At 73.9% G+C, this 13,544-nt stretch carries 12 protein-coding genes; 9 read left to right on the forward strand and 3 right to left on the reverse strand.

The genetic code is table 11. The annotated features are described in order from the left end of the window. The first annotated feature begins 66 nt into the window (after nucleotides 1-66). The 3 genes from ACIA8L_RS37385 to ACIA8L_RS37395 all read left to right on the forward strand — a co-directional run bounded on the left by ACIA8L_RS37385 (nucleotide 67) and on the right by ACIA8L_RS37395 (nucleotide 3,870). Complete coding sequence (locus ACIA8L_RS37385; RefSeq protein WP_395912058.1) at nucleotides 67-648, forward strand: PadR family transcriptional regulator; 582 nt, start codon at nucleotides 67-69, stop codon at nucleotides 646-648. Then, nucleotides 645-1,370, forward strand: a complete 726-nt coding sequence (locus ACIA8L_RS37390) for an ABC transporter ATP-binding protein (RefSeq protein ID WP_395912060.1) — start codon at nucleotides 645-647, stop codon at nucleotides 1,368-1,370. The genes ACIA8L_RS37385 and ACIA8L_RS37390 overlap by 4 nt, the downstream gene beginning before the upstream one ends. A 103-nt stretch (nucleotides 1,371-1,473) precedes the next feature. Beyond that, nucleotides 1,474-3,870, forward strand: coding sequence for an FtsX-like permease family protein (locus tag ACIA8L_RS37395; RefSeq protein ID WP_395912062.1), 2,397 nt, complete (start codon nucleotides 1,474-1,476; stop codon nucleotides 3,868-3,870). Nucleotides 3,871-3,986: 116 nt separating this feature from the next. Here ACIA8L_RS37395 and ACIA8L_RS37400 read toward each other — a convergent pair whose 3' ends face one another. Next, nucleotides 3,987-5,087, reverse strand: a complete 1,101-nt coding sequence (locus ACIA8L_RS37400; RefSeq protein WP_395912063.1) for an LPXTG cell wall anchor domain-containing protein — start codon at nucleotides 5,085-5,087, stop codon at nucleotides 3,987-3,989. 283 nt (nucleotides 5,088-5,370) lie between these two features. Further along, nucleotides 5,371-6,996, reverse strand: a complete 1,626-nt coding sequence (locus tag ACIA8L_RS37405) for a class I adenylate-forming enzyme family protein (RefSeq protein WP_395912065.1) — start codon at nucleotides 6,994-6,996, stop codon at nucleotides 5,371-5,373. Between the two features lie 194 nt (nucleotides 6,997-7,190). Here ACIA8L_RS37405 and ACIA8L_RS37410 point away from each other — a divergent pair, with 194 nt between their 5' ends. From ACIA8L_RS37410 to ACIA8L_RS37420, 3 genes are read left to right on the forward strand one after another with little or no spacing between them, the layout of a single operon-like run. After that, complete coding sequence (locus tag ACIA8L_RS37410) at nucleotides 7,191-8,465, forward strand: condensation domain-containing protein (RefSeq protein WP_395912067.1); 1,275 nt, start codon at nucleotides 7,191-7,193, stop codon at nucleotides 8,463-8,465. Beyond that, nucleotides 8,462-9,388 carry a 3-oxoacyl-[acyl-carrier-protein] synthase III C-terminal domain-containing protein gene (locus ACIA8L_RS37415; protein WP_395912069.1) on the forward strand — a complete coding sequence of 309 codons (927 nt, stop codon included), beginning with the start codon at nucleotides 8,462-8,464 and terminating at the stop codon, nucleotides 9,386-9,388. The genes ACIA8L_RS37410 and ACIA8L_RS37415 overlap by 4 nt, the downstream gene beginning before the upstream one ends. Before the next feature lie 5 nt (nucleotides 9,389-9,393). Continuing rightward, nucleotides 9,394-10,071: a hypothetical protein gene (locus ACIA8L_RS37420; protein ID WP_395912070.1), complete on the forward strand. Its 678-nt coding sequence runs from the start codon at nucleotides 9,394-9,396 to the stop codon at nucleotides 10,069-10,071. On the opposite strand, the gene ACIA8L_RS37425 is transcribed toward ACIA8L_RS37420, so the two are convergent. Next, entirely contained in the window at nucleotides 10,046-10,303 is a 258-nt protein-coding gene (locus tag ACIA8L_RS37425; RefSeq protein WP_395912071.1) for an acyl carrier protein, read from the reverse strand. The two genes, ACIA8L_RS37420 and ACIA8L_RS37425, sit on opposite strands and share 26 nt — an antisense overlap. Before the next feature lie 35 nt (nucleotides 10,304-10,338). On the opposite strand from ACIA8L_RS37425, the gene ACIA8L_RS37430 reads away from it, so the two are divergent. From ACIA8L_RS37430 to ACIA8L_RS37440, 3 genes are read left to right on the forward strand one after another with little or no spacing between them, the layout of a single operon-like run. Then, entirely contained in the window at nucleotides 10,339-11,487 is a 1,149-nt protein-coding gene (locus ACIA8L_RS37430) for a glycosyltransferase (RefSeq protein ID WP_395912073.1), read from the forward strand. Then, the gene (locus tag ACIA8L_RS37435; protein ID WP_395912075.1) at nucleotides 11,484-12,779 is read left to right on the forward strand and encodes a glycosyltransferase family 2 protein; all 1,296 of its coding nucleotides are present in this window, start codon (nucleotides 11,484-11,486) and stop codon (nucleotides 12,777-12,779) included. Before ACIA8L_RS37430 ends, ACIA8L_RS37435 begins: the two co-directional genes overlap by 4 nt. 35 nt (nucleotides 12,780-12,814) lie before the next feature. Continuing rightward, the gene (locus tag ACIA8L_RS37440; protein WP_395912325.1) at nucleotides 12,815-13,534 is read left to right on the forward strand and encodes a discoidin domain-containing protein; all 720 of its coding nucleotides are present in this window, start codon (nucleotides 12,815-12,817) and stop codon (nucleotides 13,532-13,534) included. Nucleotides 13,535-13,544: the final 10 nt, after the last annotated feature.

Below are 13,544 nucleotides of genomic sequence, written 5' to 3' on the forward strand. Positions count from 1 at the left end.
TCCCGTCAACCGGCTCGGCATCGCCGGCCTTGTCGAAGCGACTGTATACTGGGTATGATACTCGGCATGTCGATCCGGTATGCGCTGCTGGCGCTGCTCAACGAGGGGCCCAAGTACGGGCTGCAACTGCGTGAGGAGTTCGAGGCGCGCACCGGTGAGGTGTGGCCGCTCAACGTCGGGCAGGTGTACACGACCCTGCAGCGGCTCGAGCGCGACGGCCTGGTCGAGTCCGACGACGAGGGTGAGCCCGGGCCGCAGAAAGGCTTCCAGATCACCGCGGACGGGGCCGAGGCGCTGGCCGTGTGGCTGCGGACGCCGCCGGACCTGGCCTCGCCCCCGCGCGACGAGCTCGTCATCAAGATTCTCATCGCGGTACGGCTGCCCGGTGTGGACGTCCACGGGATCATTCAGGAGCATCGGCGGTACCTCCTGGAGCTGATGCAGCAATGGACGCACCTCAAGGAGGAGGAGGGCGACCTCGACCTCGGGCTCGCCCTGGTCGTCGACGCCGAGCTGTTCCGCCTCGACTCCGTCGTGCGCTGGCTCGACACCGCCGACGGCCGGCTCAAGCGGGCCGCGCTCGAACCGGCGCCACCGGCCCGGGCGGCCGGGCCGCAGCTGCGCCGCCGGGCGGGGGTGCGGCGATGACCGGGGTCCTCGAGCTGCGGCAGGTGTCGAAGTCCTATCTGGACGGCGCCGACGAGGTCCACGCCCTGCGCGATGTCGACCTGAGCGTCGAGGCCGGCAAGCTGGTCGCCGTCATGGGGCCGAGCGGGTCCGGCAAGAGCACGCTGCTGACCATCGCCGGCACCCTCGAGGAGCCGACCGCCGGCGAGGTGCTGATCGCCGGGCAGCCGCTGTCGGCACTGTCCCGCGACGAGCGGGCCGGGCTACGGCGGCGCGCCATCGGCTACGTCTTCCAGGACTTCAACCTCCTGCCCGGCCTCACCGCGGCCGAGAACGTGGCCCTGCCCCTGGAGCTCGACGGGCTCAAGGCCGCCAAGGCGCGGGCGGCCGGCCTGCGGGCCCTGGACGAGCTCGGCCTGGCCGATCGCGCGGGCCGCTTCCCGGACCAGCTCTCCGGCGGCGAGCGGCAGCGGGTCGCGATCGCCCGGGCGGTGGTGGGGGAGCGGCGGCTGCTGCTGGCCGACGAGCCGACCGGAGCCCTCGACTCCGCCAACGGCGAGGCGGTCATGCGGATGATGCTCACGGCCTGCAAACGGGGGCTGGCCGCGGTGATGGTCACCCATGACGCGCAGCTGGCGTCGTGGGCGGACCGGGTCGTCTTCATCCGCGACGGCCGCCTGGTCGACCGGACCGGCCCGCGCCCCGGCCCGGAGTCGCTGCTGACCGGCGAGGTGAACGCGTGAGCGCCACGGCGCGCGGCGGAGCGGGGGCGACGGCGTGAGCGGCACGCGGCAAGGCGTGAGCGGCCCGCGGCGAGGCAGGAGCTCGCCGGCGGCGCGGCGGGCGGTGGCGCGATGGGCGTGGCGGCTGTTCCGCCGGGAGTGGCGCCAGCAGCTGCTCGTGCTGGCCATGCTCGGGCTCGCGGTGGCCGCCACGACGGTCGGCCTGGCGATCGCCGCCAACGCGCCGTCCCAGGCCGGCGTCTTCGGCACCGCCGATCACCTCGTGACGCTCGACCCGGGCGGCGCCGACGCCGGCGTGGCGACGCTGCGCGGCTCGTTCGGCCCCGTCGACGTCGTCGAGCACGGCCGGAAGGTCGCGCTGCCGGGCTCGGCCAACGGGATCGACGTGCGCGCCCAGGACCCGGCCGGACCGTACGGCCGCTCGATGCTGCACCTGCGGGAGGGCCGCTGGCCGCAGGGTCCCGCCGAGATCGCCGTCACCGAGCGGGTCGCGACCGCGCTCGGACTGCGCGTCGGTGGCGCCTGGGATCGCGACGGGCGGGCCCGGACCGTGGTCGGCGTGGTCGAGAACCCGATGGACCTGCGTGACGTGTTCGTCCTCGTCGCGCCCGGGCAGGCGGCCGCGCTGAGCCGGGTCGACGTGCTGCTGCGGGTCTCTGACGAGCAGTACCGCGGCAGACCGCGCCCGGACGGCGCCACGACCCAGGTCCGCTCGGACGGCGAGACCGGCACCGCGAAGATTCTGGTCCTGGTCCTCGGCACCGTCGGTCTGGTCTTCGTCGGCCTGCTCGCCGTCGCCGGCTTCACGGTGATGGCCCAGCGGCGGCTGCGGGCGCTGGGGATGCTCGCCGCGATCGGGGCCGGGCACCGGCACATCCGCCTCGTCCTGCTCGCCAACGGCGCGGTCGTCGGCGCGGCCGGTGCGCTCGCCGGGGCGGCCGCCGGGGCCGTCGGCTGGATCGGGCTCAGCCCGCTGCTGGAGTCGCCGCTGGGGCATCGGATCGACCGGCTCTCGGTACCGTGGGGGACCGTGCTCGTCGCCGTCGTGCTGGCGATCGTCACCGCCGTCGCCGCCGCGTGGTGGCCGGCCCGGGCGGTCGCGCGCATCCCGGTGGTCGCGGCCCTGTCGGCGCGCCCGGCCCCGCCCCGCCCCGCGCACCGGTTCGCCGCCCTGGGCGCGGTACTGCTGGTCGCCGGACTCCTGCTGCTGTACCTGGCGCAGCAGGCGAAGGCGCCGTACATCATCGGCGGCGTGCTCACCACGGCCGTCGCGCTGCTGCTGCTCGCCCCGGCCGGCATCGCCACCCTCGGCCGCCTGGCCCGCCACGCCCCGCTCGCGCCCCGGCTGGCCCTGCGCGACCTGGCCCGCTACCGGTCCCGCTCCGGCGCCGCCCTGGCCGCGATCGCGCTGGCCGTCGGCATCGCCGCCGTCGTCACCCTGGCCGCCGCCGTCACCGCCGCCAAGGCCGCCGCCCCCACCGGCGGCAATCTGCCGGCCGACCAGGTCATGGTCTGGCTGTCCCCGGGCGGCATGACCGGCACCGTCTCGGTCGTTGCGCCGGCGCCGCTGGACGCGCTGCAGCGGCAGGTCACCGGCATCGCCGCCGACGTGCCGGACGCGGCACTGGTACCGCTGACCGGCGCCTACGACCCCACATGGCCCATTGATCGCGATGGCGGCCGCCCGGTGGCCGCCCTGGGCAAGCCGCACGACCCCGGCCCCGGCGAACCGGGCAACGTGGTGTACAGCGACACTGACATGCTCGGCGTGTTCGTCGCGACCCCGGAGCTCCTGGCCCACTACGGCATCGACCCGGCGAGCATCAACCCCGGCACCGACCTGCTGACCTCGCTGCCGAGCGTCGACGGCTACGACCTGATCCCCGGCCGCAACAGCGGCTGGCGGCCGGTCCTGCAGCGGGTGGTCCTGCCCGCCTACACCTCCCTGCCCACCGTCCTCATCACCGAACACGGCCTGGCCGCGCGAAACCTGACCCCGCGCCCGGTCGGCTGGCTGCTGGACGCCCCGGCCGCCCTGACCCCGGCCCAGGTCACCCGGGCCGAACAGGCCGCCCTCGCCGCCGGCGTGAGCATCGAGTCCCGCCCGACCGGCACCGGCGAGGCCCGGCTGGCCTCGCAGTTCACGGCGGCCGGCATCACCGTCGCCCTGGGCGTCCTGGCCATGACCGTCGGCCTCATCCGCAGCGAGACGGCCCGCGACCTGCGCACCCTGGCCGCCGCCGGCGCCCGCCGCCGCACCCGCCGCGCACTCACGGCGGCGACGGCGGGCTCGCTGGCACTGACGGGCGCGGTGATCGGCACGGCCGGCGCGTACCTGGCGATGCTGGCCTGGTTCCACCGCGAGCCGCACTGGCTGTACCACCCGCCGCTGCTCAACCTGGCCGCGATCCTGGCCGGCCTCCCGGTCGTCGCATACCTGGGCGGCTGGCTCCTCACCGGCCGCGAGGCCCGCGCGATCGCCCGGCCGCCCCTGGAGTGACCGGCCACCGGGGCGGCGCGCCCGGCCCGCGACAGTGCCGCGCCGCCGGTGGGGCCCGCGACCGTGCACGGGCCCCACCGGCGGTCTCCTGTGCGGCGCGATGGCAGCCGGGCCGCTCAGTACTGGCGGCGGCGACGGAGCAGCAGCAGCCCCAGGCCGATCATGATCAGGCCGACGAGGGCGATGCCGGTCGTCTGCACCCCCGTGACCGGCAGGGCGCCCGCGCCCGTGGAGCCACCGGCGGCGGCCGTTGTGAGGTCGACGACGGTGACGGTGCCGGCTCCAGTTGCGACACCGGTCCCAGTGCCCGCGCCGGTCCCGGCCCCGGCTCCGGTTCCATCGCCGGCTCCAGTGCCCGGGCCGGGGTTGGTGACCGTTCCCTCGCCGTTGCCGTTGCCCGGTGTGGTACCGGGGCCCGTGGCCGGGTCGGTGCCGGAGCCCGTGCTTTCGGAGGTGGCAAGCGGCAGGAGGGCCACGTCGAGCGACAGGCCCGGGTCCGTGGTGCCGAGGCCGGCGTCCAGGTCGACGGAGGCGATGCCGCCCACCTCGAGGGTCGCGTCGGCGGCGATGCCGTCGGCGAGGTCGAGCGTCGCGTCGGCGGACACGTCGTCGCCCAGGTCGGCCGCGAGGTCGAGGGACGGGTCGGTGAGGTCGATGGTCAGGTCGACGTCGACCATGTCGTCAACGGTGACGCCGGCCGTCGTGCCGGTGGTGCCGGCGTCGACGACCACGCTGATCGGAGCGGTCGCGGGTGCGGTGCCGCCGAGGTCGATGGTCGCCTGGATGCCCGAGTTGTCCAGGTTCGCGTCGACGTTCGCGATGGTGCCGACGGTGACCCCGGCCTGCACCCCGCCGCCACCAGAGCCGCCGTTGGAGCCACCGCCGCCGTTGGAGCCGCCGCCGGACGCGGGAGCACCGCCGACGGTGACGCCGACCTGCACGCCGCCACCGCCCGAGGCGCCGCCCGTGCCGCCTGTGCCGCCCGTGCCGGTGGTTCCGGTGGCTCCGGACCCGACAGTGACGCCGGCCTGGACGCCGTTGGTCGTGCCCAGGTCGACGGTCGCCAGCCCGCCGCCCACGTTGACCGACGCGCCCGAGCCGCCCACGGTGATCGACGCGACGCCCGGAATGGTGAGCCCCAGGCCGCCGGGCGCGTCGGAGGCCTGTGCGGCCCCCGCGCTCAGCAACCACACCCCACCGGCGAACCCCGCGGTCACGAGACCACGCAACACCCATTTGTGCATGACGTACCTCCGAACAGCGAACTGTGGGTCACCGAGCAACTTCGAAGAGTGATCAGCTCGGTGGAGTCACTGTGCGGGAGCGGTTCGGTTGCTCACAAGGACTCGGAGGGTTGCCGGACCGGCCGGAGCGGCGATCTGCCCGATCACCCGACAAGGACGACCTCGGCCGGCGGCAACGGGCCGCTCAGCGGGTCGCGCGGAGGCGGCGCCGGCGGGTGAACAGCCGGCGCCGGCACCGCCCGCGGGAAACGGCCGGTCAGCGGGTCGCGGCGAGGTGGCGCTGGCGCATGAGGAACTTGCGGACCTTGCCCGTCGGGCCGAGGACGATGTCGTCCTCGCTCACCACGACGGCGCGGCGGACGGTGGCGCCGGCCGGGCCGCCGATCGCGGCGCGGATCCGCTCGGTGCGGTCGGCCGCCGGGTCGGCGCCGGAGGCGAGGATCAGCAGGACGTCGGTGTCGACCTCGGTGCCCTCGCGGCGGGCCACGACCGTGCAGTCGCGCACGTCCGGGCAGCGGGCCAGGATGCGCTCCTCGGCCAGGGCGGTGTAGAGCCACTGGCCCTCGCCCAGCTCGACGGCGTCGACGGCGCGGTCGACGTGGTGGTAGCAGCCGGCCTCGGTGCGGTACATCAGGTCGCCGGTCAGGTAGTAGCCGCCGAGCCGGTTGCGGTAGGTGTTGACGTGGTCGTTCCAGTAGCCGGGGGCGAGGGTCGGGGACTTCAGGCCGACGTGGCCGACCTCGCCGTCCGCGACCGGCTCGCCGGTGTCGAGGTCCAGCAGGACGACGTCGGCGAACGGGTACGGCTTGCCGACGCAGCGGTCGTAGTGGTCGGTGCCCTCGCGGTGGGTCACGTGGAACGCCGAGTGGCCCATCTCGGTCGAGCCGATGCCGTCGGTGAAGCGCGACCCGGGGACGGTGACCAGGCCCTGCCGGGTCCACGTCGGGTGGCTGCCGGCGGCGATGAGGCGGCGCACGTGGGTCTCGTGCGCGCAGTCGCCGGTGTTGAACCACACCCGCACCGAGGCCAGGTCCCGCGCACTGAGGTCGAGGGCGGCGATCTCGGCCCAGGTCACCGCGAACCCGAACACGCCGGTCGGGCGCCAGCGTTCGATCGCGTCGACGACGGCCGCGCCGTTGTGGCCGAACGGCCCGCCCTGCGCCGACAGGCACAGCAGCTCGTAGCGGTTGCACAGGGCCTGGTTGAGGGTGATGATCCCGGCCGCGTGGGCGGCGGGCAGGGCCGACATGTGCCGCACCGGCTCGTGCGAGCGCGGCTCCGCCAGGCGGATCGCGCGGACGGCGGCGAAGAGGCTGCTGTGGGAGTGCACGACGGGCGCCGGCACGCGCGTGGTACCCGAAGAATGTGTGATGGCGATCGGATCGTCCGCATGGTGGTGGAAATGCGCGGGTGCGCGGGCCGGATCGCCGGTGCCGGTGTCGGCGGCCGCGAAGACGGTGTCCGCGCTGCCGACGAAGTCCCGGTGCGCGGCCGCGGTGATCACCGCGGCCGCGCCCAGCCGCTGGATGTAGCCGGCCGCGACGTCGCCGGGCATGTTGCCGTTCATCAGTGCCGGGATCGCGCCCAGCCAGGTGAGCGCGAGGTAGTTGAGGAACACGTCGGCGGCCGAGGTGACGTAGACGGCGACCGGGTCGCGCCGGCCGATGCCGTGCCCCTCCAGCCAGGCCGCCCGGGCCGCGACCCGGCTCTCCAGCTCGCCCAGGGTCAGGGCGGTCCAGGCCGGGTGGCCGTCGACCTCGACGTCGAAGGTGATCGTCGGTTCATCGGGCGAGACGCCGTGCTCCCGCAGCTTCGCCAGGACATTGCCGGCGCCGAGGTCGGTATCGGCGACCAGTTTGGTGCGAAGGCTGGGTAAGCCCACGGTCATCTCCCTCATTCGCGGCGGACTTCGGGGCAGGGCGCGGCTACTTGATACCACCGGCCTTCCGCGAATGTAAATATTGAACTGTCCCGCACTCGGCGGTCATACTGCGCAGGCGACACAGGCCTCGTCGGCACACACGCAGTCGGCCAGCGGCGGCTTCGCGGCATCGACATCCAGCGAGGAGACCGGCCTTGGAGAGCGCGTTACGCCGGATCGTCGTGCCGTTCCACGCCTCGACCTCGGGCGCCGGGGAGCTGACGTGGGGCCAGCGCGAAATCTGGAACGCGATGGTCAGCCAGCGGTCCTGGCTGCCGATCTTCTTCACCGAGCCGCTTGAATCTTTCACCACGCTCGACGACGTCGTGGAAATGCTGCGGTCCCGAATACTGCGATTTGACGCAATGCGCACCAGGCTGGAGTTCGGGCCGGACGGCGAGCCGCGCCAGGTCGTGGCCGCGGCCGGTGCGATCGGCCTGGAGGTCTTCGAGGCCGGCGACGGTGACCCGGCCGCGCTCGCCGCCGAGATCAGCCGGCGCTACTCGGCCACGCCCCACGACCACGCCGAGGACTGGCCGGTCCGCCCGGCCGTCGTGCTGCGCCACAGCACGCCCGTCCTGCTGGTGAGCGTGTACTGCCATCTGGTGCTCGACGCCCTGGCCCGGCAGGTGCGGGGCGAGGGCCCGCAGCCCCTGCGGCTCGCGGAGTGGGAGCGCGGCGCGGAGGCCCGCCGGTTGAGCGCGGCCTCGATGGCGTACTGGGAGAAGCAGCTCCGGGCGATCCCGGCCCGCCGGTTCGCGCCGCCGACCGATCCGCGCACCCCGCGCTGGTGGCAGGCGGAGTTCCGGTCGCGAGCGCTGTACCTGGCGCTGCAGGCGATCGCGCCGGGCGCGGGCGCGGCGACCGCGCCGCTCCTCGCGGTGTTCGCGCTCGCCCTCAACCGGGTGACCGGCGCCGACCCGGTCGTGCTGCAGCTGGTGGTCGGCAACCGGTTCCACTCGCACCTGGCCGACGTGTTCGCCCCGGTCAACCAGGCCGGCCTCTGGGTACTGGACGTCAATACAGCGTCGATCGACGATCTCGTAAAAGGCAGCCGCCGCCGGAGCATGAGCGTCTACAAGCACGCGTACTACGACCCGCGGGCCCGGGCCGGCCTGATCGCCCGGATCGAGGCGGAACGCGGCGAGGCGCTCGACCTCGGCTGCCTGTTCAACGACCGGCGGATCGACCGCACGACCGGCGCCACGCCCGGCGCGGCCGACGTCAAGGCGGCGCTGGGCACGAGCACCTTCACCTGGCAGAGCAGGACCGACCACCCCAGAGAGCCGCTGTTCGTCAACGCCGAGGACGCCGCCGACGTCGTCGAGCTCACCGCGTGGACCGACACCCACTACCTCGCGCCGGACGACCTCGAGGCGGTGCTGCGGGAGATGGAGGCCATCGCCGTCGAAGCGGCGGTGCGGCGATGACCGCGATCGAGGCGGTCGCCACCTACGTGCCGCGGCGCCGGGTCCCCGTTGCCGCGCTGGCCGGCGAGCTGGGCCTGTCGTCGATCCAGGTCGCGATGTTCGAGCGGTTCCACAAGCTGACCGAGGTCCGCCGGGCCGACGAGTCCCTGCGGGACCTGCTCCTCGCGGCCGTCGACCGACTCGAAGCACTGCGCGGCAACGAACACCGGGTCCGGTTCGTGCTGCACGCCCGCGCCTTTCCGGTGGTGACGCCGTATCCGGTCAACCCGCTGCACGAGCTGTGCGCATTGCGGGGGCTGGGCCATGCGGAGGCGTTCACCGTGACCCAGCAGTCGTGCGCGACCGGCCTGCTCGCGATCGACCTCGCGGGCCGGCTCCTCGCGGACTGTGCGGAGCCGGCCGCCCTCGCGCTCGTCGTCGCCGGGGAGAAGGCGTTCACCCGCGACTCGCGGATGCTGGACGGCACCTCCATCTTCTCCGAGGGCTCGGCCGCGTGCCTGGTCAGCCGGGACGGTCCGCGCGACCGGGTGCTCGCCTACGCCAGCCTGGAGCGCGGCGACTTCGACGGCGAGCCGGACGAGGTGGCGCCGCTGTTCCAGCGTGGCTACACGCCGAGCATGGCGGCCGCCATCCGGGCCGCGCTCGAGGATGCGGGCGTCACACTCGACGAGCTCAGTGTGATCCTGCCGCACAACGTGAATCTCGGGTCCTGGCGGCGGGTGTGCAAGGCTCTGGCAGTACCCCCGGAGCAAGTGCTTCTGGACAATGTCCTCAAAGCCGGGCACATGTTCTGCGCCGACATGTTCCTCAACTATGAGACCGCGCGCGAGCGGGGCCGGTTACGGGCGGGGGAGCGATATCTCGTCGCCGCCGCCGGGGCCGGGCTCGGCGCGACGTTCTCCGCGCTGGTCATCGAGCATTAGGGGCCGTGTTGTACATCAACCGGGTCGAGCGGCGCACCTTCGACGGGGATTGCGAGTTCCTGCGCACCCCGCGGCACCGCGCGGAGATCGGGACGTATGTGGCGGACCTGCTGCGCCCGCACGGCCTGGCCCTGGACGAGGAGCTCCTCGCGACCGGCGCCGGGCAGTCCTACGGCGAGATGGGGGCCGAGCTGATCGCCGCCGTCGTCGGCCCGGACGAGCCCGTCGACCTGCTGGTCCTGGCGTTCGACGTGCCCGACGTGCGGCCCGGCCGGGCCACGGCGACGTACCTGAGCCACGTCTGCCCCGGCAACCCGCGCTCGTTCGCCATCTGCGACCAGGGCGTCGCGGCGCCGTTCACCGCGCTGCGGCTGATCCGCTCCTATGTCGACTCGGGCACCTGCCGGCGGGCCCTGCTGCTGATCCTCGAACAGTCCACATTGCACTATCCGGCCCCGGTGACGGCGCGCAATGCCGGCGTGGCCCTGCTGTGCGGTGCGGACCCCGGCCCCGTCCGGCTCGGCGAGATCCGGGTGCGCACCGACTCCGCGGGCCGCGCCGACCCGCAGCCGCTCACCGCCGGTTGGTGGGACCTGCCCGCGACCGTCGAGCGCTACGACCCGGCGCTGCGCTACCGGTGCACCGCGACCTTCGAAACTACTGGGGCGTCGCGTGGGCCGTGATGAAGTCGGCCAGCTCGCCGACGGTCGCCAGCTCCTCCTGCTCGAGGTCCTCGACATCGATCATGATGGCCAGGTCCCGCTCGAGGTCGAGGATCAGCTGCACGCCCTGGGACGAACTCATCCCGAGCTCCTCCTCCAGCTTCGACCCCTCGGTCACCGGCCGCTCGAGCCGCAGCATCCGCACGAGCAGATCCGACATCGACGCGACAACCTGCTCCCTGAGCTCCGCCATGCCGACATGACAACAGCGCCGCCGATGGATGTCAAATGACTCGCTTCCTGTTTGTGGTACTCCCATTGGCCGGACACATCAACGCCCCGCTCGCGGTGGCGGAGGCGCTGCGCCGGGCCGGGCACGACGTCGCCTGGTGCGGCCCGGAGTCCTATCTGCGCCCGCTGGTCGGCCCGGACGCCGCCGTCCATCCGACGGGCTCGCGCTACTACCCCGAGCAGGACGGCCACGGACCGGAGGCGCTGCGCTTCGTCTGGGAGTCCTATCTGGTACCGATGGCCCGTTTCACCCTGGCCAAGGTCGAGCGGGCCGTGGCCGCGTACCAGCCCGACGTCATCGTGGCCGACCAGCACGCCTTCGCCGGCGCCCTGGTCGCGCTCCGGCACGGCCGGCCCTGGGCGACCCTGGCCCCGAGCGCCCTCGAGCTGACCCGCGGACCCGACGCCGACGACCTGGCCAAGCCGCACCTCGACCGGCTCCGGGAGAAGGCCGGCCTGCCGCCGGGCCCGGTCGCCGAGATCCTCTTCTCGCCGCACCTGGTCCTGGCCTTCACCACGAAGGCACTCCTCGGCTCGACCCGCCTCCCGCAGTCCTGCGTCCCGGTCGGCCCCGCGCACGGCCGCGGCCCCGCCTACGACGGCTTCGACTGGGACTGGTTCGATCCGGACCGGCAGCACGTCCTGATCACCGTCGGCACCTTGGCCGACGGCGTTGACCGAGCCTTCTTCGGTACTGCGGTGCGCGCCCTCGCGGACCTCGGTGACCGGCTCCAGGCGGTGCTCATCGCCCCGGCCGCCGCCGTGCCCGACCCGCCCCCGCACATCCTGGTCACCGGCCGGGTCCCGACCCTGCGGATGATGCCGCAGCTGCACGCCGTCGTCGCCCACGGCGGCATGGGCATCGTCGGTGAGGCCCTCGCCAACGGGGTACCGCTCGTCATCGCCCCCATCCGCTACGACCAGCCCGCCGTGGCCGACCTGGTCGCGGCGGCCGGGGCCGGCGTCCGCGTGCCGTTCCTCGGCCTGACCGCGGACGAGCTGCGCACCGCCGTCACCACTGTGCTCGACGACCCCGCCTACCGCACCGGCGCCCGCCGCGTCGGCGACTCCTTCCCGGCCGCCGGCGGTGCCGCCGCGGCGGTCCGGCACCTGGAACAGCTCCCGAGAGGAACGGTGCGCCGATGACTATCCGCCTGAGCGTGATCATCCCCGCCTACGACAACGCCTCCCAGCTGGACGTCACCCTGGCCGCGCTGGCCCGGCAGACGTTCCCGGCGGCCGAGTTCGAGGTCATCGTGTGCGACGACGGCTCGCGGGAGCCGCTCGGCCCGGTGGCCGACAAGTACGCCGACCGCCTGAACATCGGCTGCGTCCGCGCCGAGAAGAACCGGGGCCGGTCGGCGAACCGCAACGCCGGCGCGGCCGAGGCCCGCGCCGGCGTCCTGGTCTTCCTGGACTCCGACACCGTGCCCCACCCGGAGCTGCTCGGCCACCACGCCGCCTTCCACGCGGACCGGGCGGGGCGCCCGGGTGTGCTGCTCGGGCGCCGGTTCGACATCGACTGGGCCGGCGTCGACGCCCTGCGCCGGGGCGAGCCGCCGACGGCGGCGATGCTGGACGGATACCGCGGCGACCCCCGCGACGCCAACGTCGTGCTGCCCCAGCACCGGGCCGACCTGCACCGCGCGCCGTGGCTGCTCGGCTTCAGCCACAACGTCTCCGTGGACCGGGCCACGTTCACCGCGGTCGGCGGCTTCGACGAGGCCATCGTCCGCTGGGGCCTGGAGGACACCGAGCTGTTCTACCGGGTCTTCCACCACCACGGCGGCGCGCCGGACGTGTTCGCGCTGAGCGACGACGCGGTCGCGTACCACCTGCCGCACTACCGCCCGACCCGCGCCCTCCTCGCGACCCTGGACAACATCAACTACGTGGCCCGCAAGCACCGCCGCTGGGACTTCGAGGCCATGCACAGCCCCGGCGCCCTGGGCGACATCCTGGGCCGGGTCCGGCTGTACGGCGACTCCATCGACACCTGCCGCCGCCTCGGCCTCGGCCGCCCCGGTGCCTTCGACGATTCCGGTCCGGCCCGCACCCTGGCCATCGGGTTCGGGGTCGCGAAGCTGGCGCTGGGGGAGGGCTCACACACGTTCGACCACGACGCCCCGCCCAGCGACACCAACTGGCATCTGCTCGGCCTGATGCTGCAACACTTCAAGACCGGCCAGTTCGACCGCATCGTCAACATCGACCTGTGGCGCTTCCTCATGCCCGAGGACCTGAACCTCTTCGTGACCAAGGGCCTCATGAAGGCGGACCGCATCGACCTCGTCGCCACGGCCGGCGCCCCCGCCCCGGAGAGCCTGCTGCCGCTGCCGTTCGTCGGCGACGTCGGCTACGTCGCCGATCTGCTCGGCGCCCACTTCAAAGTGGCAACGACAACCCATGGCGGGGGTACCGTCCTCACGGTCCGCTGAGGAAGGCGCCCGCTCTGCGCCGGGCCCGGCACCGCCTGGTCGAGCGCGCCGGCCGCGACGGGCAGTGGATCCGCATCGACCTCGGCGCCACCTACAGCCTCACCCGGGTCGACCTGTACTGGGGCGCGGCCCACGCCCTCGCGTACGAGCTGCAGCTCTCGGTCGACGGGGTGCACTGGAGCACCCCCTACATGACGACCGGCAACGACGGCCCCGGCCTGAAGACCCCGCTCGCCACGGGCGACCAGGACGCCGGCTTCGCGGCCCGCTACGTGCGGGTCAACTGCCTGGTCGCCGCGGCCGGGTCCGGCTTCTCCCTGACCGAGATCCAGGTGTCCGGCCTGCCCTACATCGCCGAGCCGCCCGGCAGCCTGGCCCGCGGCAGGCCGGCCACCGCCTCGTCGGTCGAGAGCGCCCACTTCCCCGCCGCGGCGGCGTTCGACGGCAACCCCGCCACCCGCTGGTCGAGCGCGTTCGCCGACAATCAGTGGCTGCAGGTCGACCTCGGCGGGCTGTACACCGTCACCTCCTACAAACTGCTGTGGGAGGCCGCCTACGCGGTCGAGTACGCCATCCGCACCTCGGCCGACGGCGTCACCTGGCAGCCGCAGTTCAGCACGACGACCGGCTACGGCGGCGACGTGATCGGCGGCAGCTCCGGCTACCCGCCGGCGCGGTACGTCCGCCTCGACGCCGCGAAGCGGGGCACCCACTACGGCTTCTCGCTCTGGGAGTTCGCCGTCTACGGCGGCTGAACGCACGCCG

Origin of the sequence: Dactylosporangium sp. NPDC051541 (assembly GCF_044454505.1) — a bacterium.
Classification (GTDB): Bacteria; Actinomycetota; Actinomycetes; order Mycobacteriales; family Micromonosporaceae; genus Dactylosporangium.

Excerpts from the sequence above, each read along its gene's own strand:
- ACIA8L_RS37430 (WP_395912073.1), top strand. The coding sequence starts at position 10,339 with ATGACTCGCTTCCTGTTTGTGGTACTCCCATTGGCCGGACACATCAAC.
- ACIA8L_RS37415 (WP_395912069.1), top strand. The coding sequence starts at position 8,462 with ATGACCGCGATCGAGGCGGTCGCCACCTACGTGCCGCGGCGCCGGGTC.
- ACIA8L_RS37435 (WP_395912075.1), top strand. The coding sequence starts at position 11,484 with ATGACTATCCGCCTGAGCGTGATCATCCCCGCCTACGACAACGCCTCC.
- ACIA8L_RS37425 (WP_395912071.1), bottom strand. The coding sequence starts at position 10,303 with ATGGCGGAGCTCAGGGAGCAGGTTGTCGCGTCGATGTCGGATCTGCTC.
- ACIA8L_RS37390 (WP_395912060.1), top strand. The coding sequence starts at position 645 with ATGACCGGGGTCCTCGAGCTGCGGCAGGTGTCGAAGTCCTATCTGGAC.
- ACIA8L_RS37385 (WP_395912058.1), top strand. The coding sequence starts at position 67 with ATGTCGATCCGGTATGCGCTGCTGGCGCTGCTCAACGAGGGGCCCAAG.